The following is a 19,955-nucleotide window of genomic DNA, read 5'->3' as shown; positions in this document are numbered from 1 at the left end:
TCTAACGGCTCAGCGATTCATCGGCGCAACAAACCTGCTCTTCGCCACGCTATAAACCTCAGGCTCATCGCTGTCGGCAATCTTGAAACTCAAGGTTTGCGAGCTGCTGGCCGGGCGCTCTGTGGTCATCGCCACCGACACCGGCACATCGACAATCTCACCCGGGGCCAGGCTCAGCTCGGTCTTGCCTTGCAACTGGAAGCCGTCGCCGTCCACCAGCGTCAGGTTGTAATCCTGGCGTTGCTGGGTCTTGTTGATGACTTTGAGGCTATAGATGTTTTCGATCTGGCCGTGACCGTTTTCACGGAACAAGCCGCGATCCTTGGTCACGTCCAGCGAGACCATCGGCCGCTCGACCAACGCCAATGCCAATGCGCCGATCATCGCCACCAGCACTACGGTGTAACCGATCAAACGCGGACGCAGCAGGTGAGTCTTGCCACCCTGCAATTCGCGCTCGGAACTGTAGCGGATCAAACCACGCGGGTAGTTCATTTTGTCCATGATCGAGTCACAGGCATCGATGCACGCGGCACAACCGATGCACTCCATCTGCAAGCCATCGCGGATGTCGATGCCGGTCGGGCAGACCTGCACGCACAACTGACAGTCGATGCAATCACCGAGGCCAGCCTCGAGCGGTTTCACGTCGCGTTTACGCGGGCCACGATTCTCGCCACGGGCCACATCGTAGGAAATCGCCAGGGTGTCCTTGTCGAACATCACGCTCTGGAACCGCGCATACGGGCACATGTGCATGCACACCGCCTCACGCAGCCAACCGGCATTGATGTAAGTGGCGGCAGTGAAGAACAGCACCCAGAACAGACTGACGCCGCCGATTTGCAGGGTCAGCAGTTCTTCGGCCAATGGCCGGATCGGCGTGAAATAACCAACGAAAGTCAGGCCAGTCAGCACGCTGATCGCCAGCCACAAGGTGTGTTTGGCCGCGCGCCGGGCCAGTTTGTTCAGGCTCCACGGCGCGGCTTGCAGTTTGATTCGCTGGTTGCGCTCGCCTTCGGTGATTTTCTCGCACCACATGAAGATCCACGTCCACGAACTCTGCGGGCAGGTGTAGCCGCACCAGACCCGGCCGGCAAACACGGTGATGGCGAACAGGCCGAACGCAGCGATGATCAGCAGCGCCGAAAGCAGAATGAAATCCTGCGGCCAGAACGTCGCGCCGAAGATGTGAAATTTGCTTTCGGAAAGATCCCAGAGCACTGCCTGACGTCCGCCCCAGTTCAGCCATACGGTGCCGAAAAACAGCACGAACAGAAAACCCGCGCCGCTCATGCGCAGGGTGCGGAACAGGCCGGTGAAGCTGCGGGTGTGGATCTGGTTGTCGCTGGACTTGGCCGTCGCCTTCATTGGGCGTGCGGGCACACTTTTGATAGTTGGAGATGCTTCTACGGTTCGGACGGGGATTTGTTCGCTCATGGTTATTCGCTCATCAGCCTCCATCAGGCCAGAGCACTATGAGCGCCGATCTGTTTGCATAACAGACTCAGGTATTTCAATAAAAAGCGGATCAGATGTGATTTTGCGCATTGCCTGCGACAACTTGAAGCAACCCGCAGGTAAAGGCGCAAACGCCTATCTCAGGCGTTTGCGCGGGGGGTTGATCAAGGTCAGTCAAATCACCGAACCACTCTCGTCGGCCTTCAAATGCTTGCGGCCGTCCTTGGCGCCTGCGACGGTCAATTCGTCGGCTTCTGCCTCGGTGATGTAAACGCGGCGGCCTTCTATTTCCACGAATGACATGGATTTTTCGCTATCCGTCATGACTTCCAATGTGTCGCAAATGCGAATTTCCTCGCCATGTTCGACGGTGAAAAAACACACTTTTTGCTCGGGGTTAGATTCATCGACTCGAAGAGGCATAGGGGCGGTCCTTTTTTTCGGGGAGGTCTGCAACGTTAGGGCGCACGCTGCGCTGATCGTTCTGCGCAACTGATTAATGGTCGCCGCTGTCCATCGTTTACCGAGCCAATAACAAGGACTGCACGATGAACGCGTGGTGGCATGAAGTGTGGGAAACCCTGCAAGCGGAATTCGCCGACGTCGGAGATGCTTCGCAATTGACGCGCATCACCGTGCGCCTGCTGATGGCGGCGGTTCTCGGCGGAATTCTTGGCTTCGAGCGTGAGCATAAAGGCAAGGCGGCCGGGGTGCGCACGCATATGTTGGTAGCGCTGGGGGCGGCGTTGTTTGTGCTGGTGCCGCAGACGTCCGGAGCCGAGTCCGATGCGATGAGTCGCGTGGTGCAAGGGGTGATAGCCGGGATCGGCTTTCTTGGTGCCGGCACTATCCTGAAAAACAAGGAAGGCGATGAGGGACATGTCAAAGGCCTGACCACCGCTGCCGGGCTGTGGATGACCGCGGCCATTGGTGTCGCGGCCGGCCTTGGCAGGGAAGCGACGGCGCTGCTCAGTACCCTGCTGGCGCTGGGGATTTTCAGCGTGATGCCGCGGATCGTGAAACTCTTCGAAAAAGAAGAGGAGAAGACTGATGACCACTGATTGTGGCGATTTGTGGGAGCCAGCCTGCTGGCGATAGCTGCGCATCAGGCAATGAAGAGATGACTGGTCTGGCCTCATCGCTTGCAGGCAAGCTCCCACACTGTCAGTTACACGATAACGGGCGGCATCGTGCTAGGCGGTTCTTCCTTCGGCGGTGGCGTGGTGCCTGGTGGTTCCTGCTCCGGAACCGGCTGCGGCTCGGTCTCGGGCAAAGTGGGTTTGTCGATGTTCGGATCAGGCGTTTCAGCCGGGATCGGGATGTTCATCTGATGACCTCCGTGTGGCACATGGCGTGAGAAGTGCTTAAGTGGATTGACCACCCTGCACGCAATTCGATCCGCTTTTCTGACACGGTAATTTCATCTGAACTTTTCCCGGCACCGGTCGCTCGGAACCTAAGTGAGTTCATTCCGGGGCAGGTGCTTTGTTGTGAACACTGATCCGGCACAAGAGCGTCCTTGGGGCGTTAAGGAGAGATGCTCAATGACTGCTGAAAAACCCTCTGAACAAAGCTACAACCCGCACATGCCACTGTCGCAGGCCTTGCTGCTGCCGCGCATTGTCATTGAGAACACCATGCCGACGCTCGATGGCGGGCAGTTCGCCGTGAAGTCGATTGCCGGCCGCGAAGTGGTGGTCACCAGCAAGGTGTTTGCCGACGGTCACGACAAACTCGCGGTACGCATCCGCTGGCGCGAGGAAGGCGAGGAAACCTGGCAAAGTAAGGTCATGGCAGATCAGGGCAACAATGGCTGGCAAGGCCAGTTCCGCCCTGAGCATCAAGGGCGCTTCCTCTATTGCATTGAGGCGTGGATCGATCACTTCGCCAGTTTTCAGTATGAGCTGGAGAAGAAACACACCGCTGCAGTTCCGGTTTCGCTGGAATTGCAGGAAGGCCGGAGCATGGTGCAACAGGCCGCCGAACGCAGCGAAGGGCAGCTCAGCGAACAGCTTGCCGCGTTGCACCACGAATTGTCCGGTTTGCTCGAAACCGAGCAGGTCGCGCTGTTTCTGCACTCGCGCAGTGCGCAATTGATGGCTGAGGCCGATCACCGCGCCTACTTGAGCGTCAGTCCTGAATTCCCCATGGACGTCGAACGCGAACTGGCCGAGTTCGCCAGTTGGTATGAATTGTTTCCACGTTCGATCACCGACGATCCGCACCGTCACGGCACTTTTAACGATGTGCACTCACGTCTGCCAATGATTCAGGACATGGGCTTCGACGTGCTGTACTTCACGCCGATCCACCCGATCGGCCGCGCCCATCGCAAGGGTCGCAACAATTCCCTGACCGCCGGCCCCGATGATCCGGGCAGCCCTTATGCCATCGGCAGTGAGGAGGGCGGTCATGAGGCGATCCACTCGCAACTCGGCACCCGCGAGGATTTCCGTCGACTGGTGGCTGCTGCCGCCGATCACGGTTTGGAAATCGCTCTCGATTTCGCCATTCAGTGTTCCCAGGATCATCCGTGGCTCAAGCAGCACCCGGGCTGGTTCAACTGGCGCCCGGACGGCACGATCAAATACGCAGAGAACCCGCCGAAGAAATATCAGGACATCGTCAACGTCGACTTCTATGCGCCGGAGGCGATTCCGAGCCTTTGGATTGAGCTGCGTGACATCGTCATTGGCTGGGTCGAGGAGGGCGTGAAAATCTTCCGCGTCGACAATCCACACACCAAACCGCTGCCGTTCTGGCAATGGCTGATCGCTGATGTGCGGGCGCTGTACCCGGAAGTGATTTTTCTCGCAGAGGCCTTCACCACACCGGCAATGATGGCGCGTCTGGGCAAGGTCGGCTACACACAGAGCTACACCTATTTCACCTGGCGCAACAGCAAGGCTGAGCTGGCGACGTATTTCACTGAACTCAATGAATCGCCATGGCGCGAATGCTACCGGCCGAACTTCTTCGTCAATACGCCGGACATCAACCCGGCGTTCCTGCATGAATCCGGGCGCCCGGGGTTTCTGATTCGCGCGGCGCTGGCGACCATGGGCTCGGGCCTGTGGGGCATGTATTCGGGGTTCGAGCTGTGCGAGTCGGCGCCGGTGCCGGGCAAAGAGGAATACCTCGACTCGGAGAAGTACGAGATCCGCGTCCGCGACTTCACCGCGCCCGGCAACATCATTGCCGAGATCGCCCAGCTCAACCGCATTCGTCGGCAGAACCCGGCGCTTCACACGCACCTGGGCCTGAAGATCTATAACGCGTGGAACGACAACATTCTGTACTTCGGCAAACGCAGTTTTGACGGCAGCAACTTCATTCTGGTCGCGGTCAGCCTCGATCCGCATAACGTGCAGGAAGCGAATTTCGAACTGCCGCTGTGGGAAATGGGCCTGCCCGACGACGCGACGACCCACGGCGAAGACTTGATGAACGGGCATCGCTGGGACTGGCATGGCAAATATCAGTTCATGCGTTTGGACCCGGCGTACCAGCCGTTCGGCATTTGGCGGATTACTGCCTGAACACAGATCCATTGTAGGAGTGAGCCTGCTCGCGATAGCAATCTTGCAGGCGACAACTCTGCCGAATATGAAACCGCGATCGCGAGCAGGCTCACTCCTACAGGTTGCTCAGCGTTTTCGAGTCAGGTGATCGGCTCACGGCTTTTCTAGAATTGAACAGGAGTTTCACATGGCGAAGAAACCCAAGGCAGCCACCTTCATCAAAGACCCGCTCTGGTACAAGGACGCGGTGATCTATCAAGTTCACGTCAAATCGTTTTTCGACTCCAACAACGACGGGATCGGCGACTTTCCCGGCCTGATCGCCAAACTCGATTACATCGCCGACCTCGGCGTCAACACTATCTGGCTGTTGCCGTTCTATCCCTCGCCACGTCGCGACGACGGCTACGACATCGCCGAATACCGTGGCGTGCACAGCGATTACGGGACCATGGCCGACGCCAAGCGCTTTATCGCCGAGGCGCACAAACGCGGTTTGCGAGTGATCACCGAACTGGTCATCAACCACACCTCGGACCAGCACCCGTGGTTCCAGCGGGCGCGCAAGGCCAAGCCCGGCTCGGCGGCGCGGGACTTCTATGTGTGGTCGGATGACGACCAGAAATACGACGGCACGCGGATCATTTTCCTCGACACGGAAAAATCCAACTGGACCTGGGACCCGGTCGCCGGCCAGTATTTCTGGCACCGCTTCTATTCGCACCAGCCGGACCTGAACTTCTACAACCCGCAAGTGATGAAAGCCGTGCTCTCGGTGATGCGCTACTGGCTGGACATGGGCATCGACGGCTTGCGTCTCGACGCCATCCCGTACCTGATCGAGCGCGACGGCACCAACAACGAAAACCTGCCCGAGACCCACGACGTTCTCAAGCAGATTCGCGCGGAAATCGACGCCAATTACCCCGATCGCATGCTGCTCGCCGAGGCCAACCAATGGCCGGAAGACACCCAGCTGTACTTCGGTGATACCGATGCCGCGGGCCTTAACGGTGATGAATGCCACATGGCCTTTCACTTTCCGCTGATGCCGCGCATGTACATGGCGCTGGCCCAGGAAGATCGCTTCCCGATCACCGACATTTTGCGCCAGACCCCGGAAATTCCTGCCAACTGCCAGTGGGCGATTTTCCTGCGCAACCACGATGAGCTGACGCTGGAGATGGTCACCGACAAGGAACGCGACTACCTGTGGAATTACTACGCCGCAGATCGTCGCGCGCGGATCAACCTCGGTATTCGTCGGCGTCTGGCGCCATTGATGGAGCGCGATCGCCGCCGCATCGAACTGCTCAACAGTCTGCTGTTGTCGATGCCCGGCACGCCGACCCTGTATTACGGCGACGAAATCGGCATGGGCGACAACATCTACCTCGGTGACCGCGACGGTGTGCGCACGCCGATGCAATGGTCGATCGACCGCAACGGCGGCTTCTCCCGCGCCGATCCGGCGAGTCTGGTGCTGCCGCCGATCATGGACCCGCAGTACGGCTATCTGTCGGTCAACGTCGAAACCCAGTCCGGCGATCCGCATTCGCTGCTGAACTGGACCCGCCGTCTGCTCGCCGTGCGCAAGCAGTCCAAGGCTTTCGGCCGTGGCACCTTGAAGATGCTCTCGCCGAACAACCGTCGCGTGCTGGCCTACACCCGCGAATTCACCGATGTCGACGGCAAACACGAAATCATTCTGTGCGTGGCCAACGTCTCGCGCAGTGCGCAAGCGGTGGAGCTGGACCTGTCGGCCTACGTCGGCATGGTGCCGGTGGAAATGCTTGGCGGTAATGCGTTCCCGCCGATTGGTCAGTTGAATTTCCTCCTGACCCTGGCGCCGTACGGTTTCTACTGGTTTGCGCTGGCCGCGGAAAACCAGATGCCGAGCTGGCACGTCGAACCGGCGCAGAGCCTGCCGGACTTCACCACGCTGGTGTTGAAGAAACGCATGGAAGAACTGCTCGAAGCGCCGTCACGGACGACGCTGGAGCAGAGCATTCTGCCGAGCTGGCTGCAGAACCGCCGCTGGTTCGCCGGCAAGGATGCAGCCATCGACAAGGTGCATCTGGCCTACGGCGTGCGCTTCGGCGATGCGCAGCATCCGGTGCTGCTCAGCGAAATCGAAGTCACCAGCGCTGGGCAGACCAGTCGCTATCAACTGCCTTTCGGCTTTATTGCCGAAGATCAGGTTGGCCCGGCGTTGCCGCAGCAATTGGCTCTGTCCCGTGTAAGACGAGTGCGACAGGTCGGCTTGATCACCGACGCGTTCAGCCTTGAAGCGTTTGTTCGCGCAGTGCTGCAAGGCATGCAGAACAACACGGTGCTGGAGTCGGCCGAGGGCGAAATCCGCTTTGCGCCGACCCCACATCTGGAAAAACTCGGCCTCGGTGCCGAGTCGGAAGTGCGTTATCTGTCCGCTGAGCAATCAAACAGTTCGGTGGTGATCGGCAACAGCCTGGTGCTCAAGCTGATACGTAAAGTCGCTTCTGGCGTACACCCGGAACTGGAGATGAGCGCTTACCTGACCGAGGCCGGATTTGCCAATATCTCTCCGCTGCTCGGCTCGGTGATCCGCCGCGATGGCAAGGGTGAAGACAATCTGCTGATGATCGCTCAGGGTTACTTGAGCAATCAGGGCGATGCCTGGGAATGGACGCAGAACAACCTCGAACGAGCGCTGCGTGATGAACTGGCCGACGCCATGTCCGAGCAGGAACAGCATTACAACGCCCTCGGTGAGCTGAAGGATTTTGCCGGCATGCTCGGTCAGCGTCTGGGTGAGATGCACAAGGTGCTCGCCGCGAAAACCGACAATGCCGACTTCGCGCCGCAGGTGTCGACGGCCAAGGACATGCAGGCGACGGGCAAGGATGTTGTGGCCCAGGTCGAGCACGCCTTGAAACTGCTCAAGCAGCATCAGGGCGAACTCAGCGCTGCGGATCAGAAACTGGTCAAACGTCTGGTCGACGAGAAGAAAACCATCCTCGCCCATGTGCAGGAGCTGGCGAAGAAAGCCGTCGGCGGTTTGCGCATTCGCGTCCATGGCGATCTGCATTTGGGCCAGGTGCTGGTGATCAAGGGCGATGCCTATCTGATCGACTTCGAGGGTGAACCCGCGCGGCCATTGAGCGAGCGGCGTGGCAAACACAGTCCGTACAAAGATGTCAGCGGCGTGCTGCGCTCCTTCGATTACGCGGCAGCGATGACCATCAACGTGCACAACGTTGACCACAGCGCTGAGTCTGAAACCGCGCGGCGTCTGGTCGCCGAGCGTTATCTGCGTGAGGCCCGTGAGGCATTTGTTCAGGCATATCGCCGTGCGGCAGCTAGTCTTGATCATGCCTGGCAAGATCCTGAAGGTGCCGACGCCGCGCTGGCGTTGTTCGGCCTGGAGAAGGCGGCCTATGAAGTGGCCTATGAAGCCGAAAATCGCCCCACGTGGCTGCCCGTGCCGTTGCACGGTTTGTACGGGTTATTGACGGGGCTTAAACCCTTTTCCGATCTTGGTGGAGAGTAGTCATGAGTTTCTCAAACAAGGAACAGGGTCAGGTCAAAGAAGCACTGCTGCCCTCGGCGAAAGATATCGACGCTTTGGTCCGCGCTGAACATCACGACCCTTTTTCCATTCTTGGCCCGCACGGCGATGGCGCTGGCGGGCAGTTTATTCGCGCTTATCTGCCCGGTGCATTGAGCGTCGTGGTGCTGGACAAGGACAGCGGCGAAGAACGCGGTCCGTTGGAGCAGACCGAAACGCCGGGGCTGTTTGTCGGTCATTTCGATCAGGCGCGACCGTACCAGTTGCGCACGCGCTGGGCCGGCGGCGAGCAAGTTGCAGAGGATCCGTACAGCTTCGGCCAGTTGCTCGGTGAAATGGATTTGTATCTGTTCGCCGAGGGCAATCACCGCGACCTCAGTGCGTGCCTCGGCGCCCAGCTGAAAACCGTGGATGGTGTCGACGGCGTGCGTTTCGCCGTGTGGGCGCCGAATGCCCGGCGCGTGTCAGTGGTGGGGGATTTCAACGTCTGGGACGGCCGCCGGCATCCAATGCGCTTGCGTCATCCGTCCGGGGTCTGGGAGTTGTTCATCCCGCGCCTGCAAGCGGGGGAGTTGTACAAATACGAGATTCTCGGTGCCCACGGGATTCTGCCGCTCAAGGCCGACCCGATGGCGCTGGCTACCAGCCTGCCGCCGGACACCGCGTCGAAAGTCGCTGAGCCGTTGCAAATCGACTGGCAGGATCAGGACTGGATGAGCAGCCGCCGTGACCGTCACAAGCATTCGGCGCCGCTGTCGATCTATGAACTGCACGCAGGTTCCTGGCAATGCGAGCTGGATGATCTCGGCGAAGTGGCGCGCCAGTACACCTGGCCGGAACTGGCCGAGCGGCTGATTCCGTATGTGAAAGAACTGGGTTTCACCCACATCGAACTGATGCCGATCATGGAACACCCGTTTGGTGGTTCATGGGGTTATCAGTTGCTGTCGCAATTTGCACCGAGCGCGCGCTATGGCTCGCCGGCGCAGTTTGCCGAATTTGTTGACGCCTGCCACCGGGCCGAGATCGGCGTGATTCTCGACTGGGTGCCGGCGCATTTCCCGACCGACACCCATGGTCTGGCACAATTCGACGGCACCGCACTGTACGAATACGGCAACCCGCTGGAAGGCTTCCACCAGGACTGGGACACGCTGATCTACAACCTCGGGCGCACCGAGGTGCATGGCTACATGCTGGCTTCCGGGTTGCACTGGTTGAAGCATTTCCATGTCGACGGTTTGCGCGTCGATGCGGTGGCTTCGATGCTCTATCGCGACTATTCGCGAAAGGCCGGGGAATGGGTACCGAACCGTCATGGCGGACGCGAGAATCTGGAAGCCATCGACTTCCTCCGGCACTTGAACGACGTGGTTGAACTGGAAGCGCCGGGTGCGCTGGTCATCGCTGAAGAATCCACCGCGTGGCCGGGTGTCAGCCAAAGTACGCAGCAGGGCGGTCTGGGTTTCGCCTACAAATGGAACATGGGCTGGATGCACGATTCGCTGCATTACATCCAGCAGGACCCGGTGTACCGCGCGCACCATCACAACGAGTTGAGTTTTGGCCTGGTCTACGCCTGGTCCGAGCGTTTCATCCTGCCGATCTCCCACGACGAAGTGGTGCACGGCAAGCACTCGCTGATCGACAAGATGCCCGGCGATCGCTGGCAGAAATTCGCCAACTTGCGCGCCTATCTGAGTTTCATGTGGACGCATCCGGGCAAAAAACTGTTGTTCATGGGCTGCGAGTTTGGCCAGTGGCGCGAGTGGAATCACGATCAACAGCTGGATTGGTATCTGCTGCAGTATTCCGAGCACAAAGGTGTGCAGAAACTGGTGGGTGACCTGAATCGGCTGTACCGCGAGGAACCGGCGCTGCACGATCAGGACGACGCGCCGCAGGGTTTCCAGTGGTTGATCGGCGACGATGCGATCAACAGCGTTTATGCCTGGCTGCGTTGGAGCAAGGACGGCAAACCGGTGCTGGTGGTGGCCAACTTCACGCCGGTGCCGCGTCAGGCTTATCGCGTCGGTGTGCCGTTTGCCGGGCGCTGGACTGAATTGCTCAACAGCGATGCCGACACCTATGCCGGTTCCAATTATGGCAATGGCGGCGGGGCATTTACCGAGGAAGTGCCGAGCCATGGCCAGTCGTTGTCGCTGGAGCTGAACCTGCCGCCGTTGGCGGTGTTGATCCTCAAACCGGAGGGCTGATCCGAGACCGCGTCGCTGCCTTCGCGAGCAGGCTCACTCCTACATTTGAATGCGTTCCCCTTGTAGGAGTGAGCCTGCTCGCGATGGCGTCAGCACAAACACTATCGCCGCCAAGCCAAACGCTACCAACGCATCCGCACCCCAAGGCTGCCAATGATCCCGTTCAAATCATTGTCATCGACATCACTGCTGTAATCGGCACTGACATACAGACTCACCGCCGGCGTCACCCGCGCCACCAGGCCCAATCCCAACTCGACGGTGGATGACTTGCGGCTGCTGCTGATCTTGTCGACCTGATCCAGCGTCACGGTATTGCCGGTGTAAACGGTGTGCCAGAGGTTGGTGCGCACATAGGGTTCGACCGGCAGACCATTCAGATCGTAACTACCTTTCAACCGTGCGCCGACGCGGCCGCTCCACGCCGTCAGATCGGAGGAAGAGGCATTGCCGGAACCGGAGTAGGGCGTGTCGAGGGTGATGCGCTGATTGATCAATTGCGCTTGCGGTTCCACTACCCAATTTTCACTCAAGCCAATCGGGAAGCCGCCTTCGACCGAGAAGGTCATGGCACTGCCTTCGGTGGCTTGGCGGGCGCCTTGGCCGTTGCGACTGAAACCGCTGACCCGACCACCACTGGCGGATAAATCCACGTGCCAGCCCTGGGCGCCGATCAGGCTGTAATAGGCACCGAGGCTCTGGCCTTGCAGATTGAGCGTGTCACTGTTCGGATCGGCCAAAGCGCGACTGGTGAGCACGCCGTTGCCATTGGCTTGAATCTGGTTGACGCCGCCGATCAGGCCGATGGTCTGGGTATGGCTGCCACTTTGCAGAGTCAGTACGGCTGGCCCTTTGAAGTCGCCGCTGCCGGGTGTTGCGTAACCCGACGACAGCACATCGGTTTGTGCCTGACGCGCACTTCTGCCGTACAACTCATCCCAGGCTGACGGGGCGAGGTCTTCAGTGATCAGGTTCGCCCCCTGCAAGTCCGGGCGAGGGCTCAAGCGTTGCGGGCCGGGGGTAATGACGGTGACGGGCAGTGTCATGACCGGCACATCCGCGCGATACCACGGGGTGGTTTCATCCGCCGCAGGACCGGCCTGCGCCTCCATGGATGAGCACAGCAAGATAGAACTCGACACTGTGCAGAAAGTGATTTTGATCTCGTGTGGGGTGATGGGCGTTTTCATGGAGGTCTACCTTGCAGGCGCATGCATTCTCTCTGTGTGGCGTCTCTCCTACCCCGAACGAGGGGCGACCGAATGGAGTGGGGCGAACCGTGACCGCTCGATTTCGCGAGTGTCCGAAGGTTCGTCCCGGGTAGTGATTCCGGGGGTAGTAAGGTAGAGATAAGAAGAGTCGAGCGTGCCCGTCAAGAAATTGAACGATGAGCGGTAGTAGCAAAACGGGCTTTGCAAGCGTTTGTTTTTCTGCACATAACTAAGTGGTTGTTTGCATGGATAAACGCAGCGAAAGCCCCGGTCCAGAGGCATTCAGTTGCCGACAGATGGTCTGTCGGCAACTTTTGACCGCCGAATGAGCTGATCCATCGCGTCCGGCATTGCTGTCAATATTGCGGCTACAGGTGTACCTCGACAGCCAGTGGCAGATGATCCGACAGATGGGTCCACGGCTTGCTACCGAGGATCTGCGGGTCGTGGCTGCTGGCGTTGCGCAGGTAGATCCGGTCCAGTCGCAGTAACGGAAAACGCGCCGGGTAAGTTTTGGCCGGGCGTCCGTGATGACGCTCGAAGGCTTCGTGCAGATAGTCGCGACGGGCGAGGGCGACATTGCCCTGCAACTGCCAGTCATTGAAATCGCCAGCGATGATCACCGGGGCATCGTCGGGCAGCGATTCGAGCAATTGGCAGAGCAGCTGTAGCTGCAATTGCCGATGACTCTCGAGCAGACTCAAATGCACGCAGATCGCATGCACTTCGGCATGCCCCGGCACGTCCAGCACACAGTGCAGCAGACCACGGCGTTCGGGGCCGGTGATCGAGACGTCGAGGTTGCGGTATTCACGGATCGGGTATTTCGACAGCAGCGCATTGCCGTGGTGGCCGTCGGGGTAAACGGCGTTACGTCCGTAGGCGAAGTCGCTCCACATGCTGTCGGCGAGAAATTCGTATTGCGAGGTTTGCGGCCAGTCGTTGTAACGGTTCGAATGCCGCTCATGTTCACCCACCACTTCCTGGAGAAACACCAGATCGGCCGAGGTGCTGCGCACCGCTTCACGCAGCTCCGGCAGAATGAAGCGCCGATTGAGCGCGGTGAAGCCTTTGTGGGTGTTGACCGTCAACACCCGGAGACGATGAATGACGGGCGCGTCGACAACATGACGCTTGGGATCGCTGGACACGGTTACTCCTCTGGATTGCGGGCCGCTTATTCATGCGACTGATGGCGAGGGGCGGCAGTTCCTTCTGATCAATCCACAAAGCCTTGTAGGAGTGAGCCTGCTCGCGATAGCGGTGGATCAATCAACATTTGCGTCAATGACACACCGCTATCGCGAGCAGGCTCACTCCTACAAAGAGCTCGGCAGTGTCGTAGAGATTCAGACAAAGACAATTTCGTAGGGCAGGCGCATCCGCTCGAGAAGCACCGGCGGCAGCATCGGCGCAATGCCGATCGCCGGTTCGCCCTTGAGCTGGCTGGCATAGGCGTGGGTGGCGTGGCTCTTGCGCGCCAAGGTCCAGGTGTCGAGGCGCAGTTTGCGCGCGCGTTCCCAGGGGATCAGTTGCTGGTCGCGCTCGGGCCAATGCCAGGCCCACACCGGTACATCATGGAAGGTCGCGCCAGCCTGTTCCGCCGCTTGCGCACTGGCCCGGCCCACCGCTTCGTGGTCGTCGTTGCCATCGCCGCGCCAGGTGCTGAACACCACGTCGCCGGGGCGCAGGTAGCGGCTGATGAATTCGGTCACTTGCGCTTGCTGGTCGCACAGGGCGTTGTCGGTGAAGCCGCCACGCACCCATTTCAGGCTGTGCATCGGCAGGCCGAGGCGGCGCAGGGCTTCGACGCTTTCCTGTGGGCGGAACACGCTCAGACGTTTCTCCGACCATTGCCGCGAACCCGGATGGCTGGCGCTGCCATCGGTGACCGAGAGCAATTGCAGCGGATGACCGAGGCTGGAGAGTAATTGCAGCAGACCGCCGCAGGTGACCACTTCATCGCCCGGATGCGGTGCGATGACCACGGCGCGGGCACCGTCGGGCACCAGGCTGCGGGTATTGATCACGGGGATGTTGTCCAGTTGCGCGGCGCTGTTCCAGATTTGCGCCGATGAACTGCTGTCGCTGAGGGTTAACGGTTTCATGATATGACGTCCTTGTGTTGTCTCGCCCTCAGTCGTGCGCATGACAGTGATTGCCCGACGCTACCGACCCGTGAAGGCTGGTTGAATGCCTTGCGACGCTCCGAACCCTGGATTGCCGCGCAGCAGAGTATTGCTCATGAAGCGAACTTCGTCGCGTCACAGATCAATCTGATCCGCTTTTTTTTGCTCCATCTGTGCCAGATTTCGCAGATAGTCGCCAAAGCCACCGCGCGCACGGCTGTCGAACCGCGCGCTGGTGAGCACTTGCGGGCGATGACTCCAGGCGATATTGGCGCCATCCCGCTCCAGCTCCCGCACCAACTGCACATCTTCGTCGCACGCCAGCGGTTTAAAGCCCCCGGCCCAGCGATAGGCGTCGGCGCTGATGCCCAGATTGGCGCCGTGAATGTGCCGATGGCCATCGCAGGCCCGGTAATGCCGGTGGTAGCGGATTTGCGCCGCCGCATCGAACGACTCGTGCCAGCGTTCGACCGTGACGGTACCGCAGACGGCGTCCGCACCCAAGCCCAGCTGCGCCACCAGCCAGTCGTCGGCGACGCGGCTGTCGGCGTCCGAACAGGAGATCCAGCGCGCGCCGCGTTCCAGCAACAGCTGTGCGCCGGCCGCACGCGCCTGGCCGACGTTGCGCGCGTCGATGTGCAGGCTCAGCACCGGATAGCGACTGACGATCTGCGCCGAGCGGTCGGTGCAGCTGTCGAGCACGACCAGAACCTCGACCCGTTCTCCGGCCAGCAAGCAGTGCCGGCTGGCGCGCACGGCCGCGCTCAGGCATTCGTCAAGCAAGTCTTCCTCGTTGTGCGCCGGGATCAGAATGCCGATCATCGCAAGCCCTCCAGTGCCGCTACTGAGCGCGGTTCGCGGCTCCACACCTCAAGAATGAAGTCCGCTTCCTGATGCAGAACCACTCGCGGTAGGTGCAGTTTTTCGTGAATCAGGTCGTGTACCTGCCGCGCATTCAGCGGGCAGCCGTCGATGGGCGGACGCCAGTGACAGGCGAGGAACTGGCCGTCGGCAGTCAGGCAATTACTGGCCCGACGGATCACGTCTGTCAGATCTTCACCATCGAGGTAGTAGCCGATCTCGCTAAATACGATCAGGTCGAATTTTTCCTCCGGCCAGTCGCCGGGAAGACGGTTTTGCCGCACTTCAGCGTGATCGAACAGGCTCAAACGGGTGCGCGCCAACGTCACCGCCGCACTGGACGTGTCACAGCACAGCAAGCGATCGCAACGACCGGCGAGTTCGGCGCTCAACTCGCCGTTGGCGCAGCCCGGTTCGAAGATTGCCCGATAGCGCGGACGCGGCAGGGCGGCGAGGGTGATTGCGCGTTTGCGCTGCTCGTACCAGCGCTCGCGGAAGGCCCAGGGGTCGTCGTTGCCGGCAAACAGGCCATCGAAATAGCGATCTTCGACACTCATAGAAACACCACTTCGAAAGGTTGCAGCAGGCGATCAAGCACATAGGGCGCGAGCACCGGGCCGAGTCCGGCGTCAGGATCGCCCTCCAGTTGACTGGCGAAGGCGTACACCGCGTGGCGCTTGCGTGCGACTTGCGCCGGCGTCAGGAGAATCTTGCGTGCGCGTTGCCACGGTACGAAAGCGTCTTCCGGGGTTGCCCAGTGCCAGGTCCACACCGGCAATTCATGGCAAGTCGCACCGACGCGACGGGCAGCCTCGGCGCTGGCGCGGCCGACGGCTTCGTGGTCGCAATGACCGTCCTCGCTCCAGGTGGTGAAGATCACGTCGTCGGGACGCAGATGACGCTCGATGAACTCCACCAACTCGGTCTCCTGAGCCGCGACCTGCGTGTCGCTGAAACCGCCGCGCAGCCACTTCATGCGATGCATCGGCAGGCCGAGTCGGCGCAGCGCTTCGGCAGATTCCTGTGGGCGCACCACGCTCAGACGTTCGACCGGCCAACGACTGGAACCGGGGTGGCTGGCGCTGCCGTCGGTGACCGAAATCAGTTGCAGAGGCCGACCGGCCTCGGCGAGCAATTGCAGCAAACCACCACAACCGAGTACTTCGTCGTCCGGGTGCGGCGCGACGATCACCGCCCGCGCACCCGGTGGCACCAGGCTGAGGATGTCGATGCTGTCCAGTTCCGCCAGATGCCGCGAAGCCTGCCATTGATGCAGGCTGGTGCCCTGGCCGACAATCGGGTTGGTTTTCATAACGTCCATGCCTCGCCGCTTTGTTCGGCAATCAACTGACCGAGCGCAGCCAGATCGCGTTCGGCATGACTCTGGCGCAAGAACACCGGCAGATCGGCGCTGAGCCGGGCAAAGTGCCGATCCTTGCAAAACGGCCCGGCGCCGAGGGCGCGACCGACCTCACGCATCACCTGTTCTGCCGACTGCTCGACCACCGCGCGGGCCCGACGGGCCAGCAGTTCGGCGTTGTCCTCGGGATGGGCATCGATGTGCAGCGCGCTGAACCGCAGCACATCGGCGGCCGCCTGCAACGCGCTGTCGACCGCGCCGAGATGGGCGAGGGCGTGCGGTTCCGGGCGTTGTCCACACTGCGCGCGCAACGCTTCGGCGATTTGCCGCGCGGCGCCGTACCAGCACGCGGCAATGCCGATCCCGCCTTGCCAGAAACCGGGTCGTTGCAGATAGTCGCCGGGGTTGCCGATGGCCTGCGCTTCGGCGCCGTCGAACAGCACCTCGACGCTACCGGTAGCGGCCATGCCGACCGCTTGCCAGCCTTGCTCGGTGACAGTCACGCCCGGTTGGTCGAGGGCAACGGCGACCAATTGTTGCTGATCATCGGCATCCCACGCGGTGAGCAAGGCATGGCTGAGCACAGCGGCCCCGGAGCACCAAGCCTTGCGCCCGTGCAACGCGACCATGTGCCCGGCCGGGCTGATCTTGACCCGCGCTTGCGGCGGTTCCGCTGCCCACATGCCCCAGGTGCTGCCCGGTGTCGGCGAACCGCCCAGTTGTTCGATGATCGCCAATGCGTCGGTGTGGCCTTCGAACAGTTTGCACAAACCGAGATCATGCCCGCCGACTTCCGCCAATTGCTGAAAACGTTCCAGCGTGTGGCCACTGCCCGGCAACGGCAAACGATCCAGCCCGGCTTCGACCAGCGCCCGCAGGCAATTGCCGAGCGCTACGGTGTGCGGATAATCCGCCGGACGCCGGGCGAGATAACGGTGCAGGTCCATATCAATCTTCTTCATCACGTTGCAGTTCGAACAGCAGCAACGAGCGGCCGGTCACCGAGTACTCGTGGCCGAAATCGAAGCGTTCCTGGCCACGGATCGACGGCTGATTGGTGTCGATCATGCACGTCCAGAAGCTGCCTTCCGGTACTTCCGGCAAGGTGAAATTGACGATGTCGTGATGGGCGTTGACCACCAGCAGCAGCGTCGCATCCGCCCCCTTGCGGCGAATCCCGGTTTCCTGTGCGCGACCGTCGAGCAACATGCCCAGGCAGCGGTTGTGCGCATCGTGCCAATGCTCGGTGGTCATCTCGGTGGCATCCGGCGCCAGCCAGGTGATGTCCTTGACGCCGATGTCCTCGTTGTATTCGCCTACCAGGAAACGGCCGCGACGGAGGATTGGGTAAGTCAGGCGCAACTTGATCAGGCGTTTGACGAATTTCAGCAGTGCTTTGCCATCCTCGCTCAGGTCCCAGTTGACCCAACCGATCTCGCTGTCCTGGCAATAGGCGTTGTTGTTGCCGTCCTGGGTGCGGGCGAACTCGTCGCCGGCGACGATCATCGGCGTGCCTTGGGCGAGCAGCAGGGTGGCGAAGAAATTGCGCATCTGCCGATGGCGCAGGGCGTTGATTTCCGGATCGTCGGTCGGACCTTCGACACCATGGTTCCACGACAGGTTGTTATTGCTGCCGTCCTGATTGTTCTCGTCGTTGGCTTCGTTGTGTTTGTCGTTGTACGAGACCAGGTCGTTGAGGGTGAAACCGTCGTGCGCGGTGATGAAGTTCACCGAGGAATACGGACGCCGCCCGCGCTGGTTGAACATCTCGCCGGACGCGGTCATGCGACTGGCGAAATCGGCAACCTGAGCGTCGTCACCTTTCCAGAAGGCGCGCACGGTGTCGCGGAACTTGTCGTTCCACTCGACCCAGCCCGGCGGGAAGTTGCCGACCTGATAGCCGCCGGGACCGCAGTCCCACGGTTCGGCGATCATTTTCACCTGACGCAGCACCGGGTCCTGACGGCAAGCGACGAGGAAGCTGTGACGCTCGTCGAAACCATCGTGATAGCGGCCGAGAATGGTTGCCAGGTCGAAACGGAAACCGTCGACGTGCATCTCGCTGGCCCAGTAACGCAACGAGTCGGTGACCATTTGCAGCACGCACGGGTGGCTCAGGTCGAGGGTGTTGCCGGTGCCGGAATCGTTGATGTAGTAGCGCTTGTCGTCGGGCATCAAGCGGTAGTACGAGGCGTTGTCGATGCCGCGCATCGACAGGGTCGGACCTTGCTCGTTGCCCTCGGCGGTGTGGTTGTAGACCACGTCGAGGATCACTTCGAGGTTGGCTTCGTGCAGGTGCGCGACCATCTCCTTGAACTCGGCGATCTTGCCGCTGGCGAGGTAGCGCGGGTCCGGGGCGAAGAAGGCGATGCTGTTGTAGCCCCAGTAATTGGTCATGCCTTTGTGCAGCAAATGCTGGTCGTTGACGAACGCATGGATCGGCAGCAACTCGACGGTGGACACGCCGAGCTTGCGAATGTGTTCGAGCACGTCGTCGACCATCAGCCCGGCGAAAGTGCCGCGCACGTTCTCCGGCACCGACGGGTGACGCATGCTGATGCCGCGCACGTGGGTTTCGTAAATGATGGTTTTGTCCCACGGCACGCTGACACGGTGGTCGTTGCCCCAGGTGTGCGCCGGGTCGATGACTTTGCACTTGGGCACGAAGGGCGCGCTGTCACGTTCATCGAAACTGAGGTCGGCGTCGGGGTGGCCGATGGTGTAGCCGAACAGTGCTTCCGACCATTTCAATTGGCCGACGAGTTGCTTGGCGTACGGGTCGATGAGCAATTTGTTGTGGTTGAAGCGGTGACCGTTGGCCGGGTCGTACGGGCCGTAGACACGATAGCCGTAAATCAGCCCCGGATGCGCATCGGGCAGGTAGCCGTGGTAAATCTCGTCGGTGTATTCCGGCAGTTCGATGCGTTCGAGTTCGACTTCGCCGGCATCGTCGAAGATGCACAGTTCGACCTTGGTGGCGTTGGCGGAAAACAGAGCAAAGTTCACCCCCAGACCATCCCAGGTCGCACCGAGCGGGAAGGGCAGGCCTTCACGGATTCTCGACGGCTCGGCGTGCGCGGTGGGTTCGGCTTTCTTTGGACGGGTCATGATTGCTCCTGCAAAACGGGTAAATTCTGGGCTTACACATCCCCCCTGTAGGAGTGAGCCTGCTCGCGATAGCGTTCTATCAGTCGACATTGATGTTGAATGTCAGATCGCTATCGCGAGCAGGCTCACTCCTACAGGGGGTTTTGTGTGTTTCTTGAGGACGAACGCGTCCTCGGTGGCGAGCGAACCCGCCACACGGTCATTCAGTTCAATAGTCCGGTAAGCGTCAGATCGCCGAAGGCTTCTTCGGCGCTCGAGGCTTTTTCTCGGCGGCTTTTTCGCCCGGGGGAATCACTTTGGCGGCGCTGGCCGGTTTGGCTTTAGCCGCAGGTTTCGGCTTGGCGGCCGGGCCCTTGGCCTCACTAACCTTGCCAGCGGTTTTGCTGCCAGCGGCTTTTGGTGGTTTCTTCGGCGCCAGGGCTTCGGCTTCGGCCAGTTTGCGCGCCATCTCCCAATGGCGCGCCTCCTGACCCTCAGGCTGGCCTTCCGATTCCCAGATTTGATAGGCGAATTCGCGGATGCGTTTATCGTCGGTACTCAT

At 60.5% G+C, this 19,955-nt stretch carries 16 protein-coding genes; 4 read left to right on the top strand and 12 right to left on the bottom strand.

What is annotated here, in order from left to right; all coding sequences use genetic code 11:
* Positions 1 to 9 precede the first annotated feature (9 nt).
* Positions 10 to 1,440 carry a cytochrome c oxidase accessory protein CcoG gene (gene ccoG, locus VY732_RS15530; protein WP_331691142.1) on the bottom strand — a complete coding sequence of 477 codons (1,431 nt, stop codon included), beginning with the start codon at positions 1,438 to 1,440 and terminating at the stop codon, positions 10 to 12.
* 195 nt (positions 1,441 to 1,635) lie between these two features.
* Positions 1,636 to 1,884, bottom strand: a complete 249-nt coding sequence (locus tag VY732_RS15525) for a DUF3203 family protein (protein ID WP_077572698.1) — start codon at positions 1,882 to 1,884, stop codon at positions 1,636 to 1,638.
* 125 nt (positions 1,885 to 2,009) lie between these two features.
* Between VY732_RS15525 and VY732_RS15520 the strand changes: the two genes are divergently transcribed.
* Positions 2,010 to 2,522, top strand: a complete 513-nt coding sequence (locus VY732_RS15520) for an MgtC/SapB family protein (RefSeq protein WP_123593350.1) — start codon at positions 2,010 to 2,012, stop codon at positions 2,520 to 2,522.
* Between the two features lie 107 nt (positions 2,523 to 2,629).
* Here the strand turns inward: VY732_RS15520 and VY732_RS15515 are convergent, their stop codons facing one another.
* On the bottom strand, positions 2,630 to 2,788 hold the full coding sequence (locus VY732_RS15515) for a hypothetical protein (protein ID WP_164979430.1): 159 nt from the start codon (positions 2,786 to 2,788) through the stop codon (positions 2,630 to 2,632).
* Between the two features lie 217 nt (positions 2,789 to 3,005).
* On the opposite strand from VY732_RS15515, the gene VY732_RS15510 reads away from it, so the two are divergent.
* The 3 genes from VY732_RS15510 to glgB all read left to right on the top strand — a co-directional run bounded on the left by VY732_RS15510 (position 3,006) and on the right by glgB (position 10,745).
* A complete protein-coding gene (locus tag VY732_RS15510; protein WP_331691141.1) occupies positions 3,006 to 5,000 on the top strand; it encodes an alpha-1,4-glucan--maltose-1-phosphate maltosyltransferase in 1,995 nt (664 codons plus the stop codon).
* A 169-nt stretch (positions 5,001 to 5,169) separates the two neighbouring features.
* Positions 5,170 to 8,511, top strand: coding sequence for a maltose alpha-D-glucosyltransferase (gene treS / locus VY732_RS15505; RefSeq protein WP_331691140.1), 3,342 nt, complete (start codon positions 5,170 to 5,172; stop codon positions 8,509 to 8,511).
* 2 nt (positions 8,512 to 8,513) lie between these two features.
* The gene (glgB, locus tag VY732_RS15500; RefSeq protein ID WP_212621948.1) at positions 8,514 to 10,745 is read left to right on the top strand and encodes a 1,4-alpha-glucan branching protein GlgB; all 2,232 of its coding nucleotides are present in this window, start codon (positions 8,514 to 8,516) and stop codon (positions 10,743 to 10,745) included.
* A gap of 122 nt (positions 10,746 to 10,867) precedes the next feature.
* Here the strand turns inward: glgB and VY732_RS15495 are convergent, their stop codons facing one another.
* The 9 genes from VY732_RS15495 to VY732_RS15455 all read right to left on the bottom strand — a co-directional run bounded on the left by VY732_RS15495 (position 10,868) and on the right by VY732_RS15455 (position 19,955).
* Positions 10,868 to 11,935, bottom strand: a complete 1,068-nt coding sequence (locus tag VY732_RS15495) for an autotransporter outer membrane beta-barrel domain-containing protein (protein WP_331691139.1) — start codon at positions 11,933 to 11,935, stop codon at positions 10,868 to 10,870.
* A gap of 389 nt (positions 11,936 to 12,324) precedes the next feature.
* Positions 12,325 to 13,107 (bottom strand): endonuclease/exonuclease/phosphatase family protein, encoded by a 783-nt coding sequence (locus tag VY732_RS15490; RefSeq protein ID WP_331691138.1) that lies wholly within the window; start codon positions 13,105 to 13,107, stop codon positions 12,325 to 12,327.
* Positions 13,108 to 13,305: 198 nt separating this feature from the next.
* Entirely contained in the window at positions 13,306 to 14,064 is a 759-nt protein-coding gene (locus tag VY732_RS15485) for a PIG-L deacetylase family protein (RefSeq protein WP_331691137.1), read from the bottom strand.
* 156 nt (positions 14,065 to 14,220) lie between these two features.
* Complete coding sequence (locus VY732_RS15480) at positions 14,221 to 14,907, bottom strand: glycosyltransferase (RefSeq protein ID WP_331691136.1); 687 nt, start codon at positions 14,905 to 14,907, stop codon at positions 14,221 to 14,223.
* Positions 14,904 to 15,503 carry an SAM-dependent methyltransferase gene (locus VY732_RS15475; protein ID WP_331691135.1) on the bottom strand — a complete coding sequence of 200 codons (600 nt, stop codon included), beginning with the start codon at positions 15,501 to 15,503 and terminating at the stop codon, positions 14,904 to 14,906. The genes VY732_RS15480 and VY732_RS15475 overlap by 4 nt, the downstream gene beginning before the upstream one ends.
* On the bottom strand, positions 15,500 to 16,258 hold the full coding sequence (locus tag VY732_RS15470) for a PIG-L deacetylase family protein (RefSeq protein ID WP_331695877.1): 759 nt from the start codon (positions 16,256 to 16,258) through the stop codon (positions 15,500 to 15,502). The genes VY732_RS15475 and VY732_RS15470 overlap by 4 nt, the downstream gene beginning before the upstream one ends.
* Positions 16,255 to 17,253, bottom strand: a complete 999-nt coding sequence (locus VY732_RS15465) for an acyl-CoA dehydrogenase family protein (protein ID WP_123593344.1) — start codon at positions 17,251 to 17,253, stop codon at positions 16,255 to 16,257. Before VY732_RS15465 ends, VY732_RS15470 begins: the two co-directional genes overlap by 4 nt.
* A gap of 1 nt (position 17,254) precedes the next feature.
* The gene (glgX, locus tag VY732_RS15460; RefSeq protein ID WP_331691134.1) at positions 17,255 to 19,414 is read right to left on the bottom strand and encodes a glycogen debranching protein GlgX; all 2,160 of its coding nucleotides are present in this window, start codon (positions 19,412 to 19,414) and stop codon (positions 17,255 to 17,257) included.
* A gap of 226 nt (positions 19,415 to 19,640) precedes the next feature.
* Positions 19,641 to 19,955, bottom strand: a complete 315-nt coding sequence (locus VY732_RS15455) for a DUF2934 domain-containing protein (RefSeq protein ID WP_331691133.1) — start codon at positions 19,953 to 19,955, stop codon at positions 19,641 to 19,643.

Source organism: Pseudomonas sp. ZY71 (assembly GCF_036542145.1).
GTDB classification, from domain to species: Bacteria; Pseudomonadota; Gammaproteobacteria; order Pseudomonadales; family Pseudomonadaceae; genus Aquipseudomonas; species Aquipseudomonas koreensis_A.
This window is presented reverse-complemented; position numbering and strand designations above follow the sequence as displayed.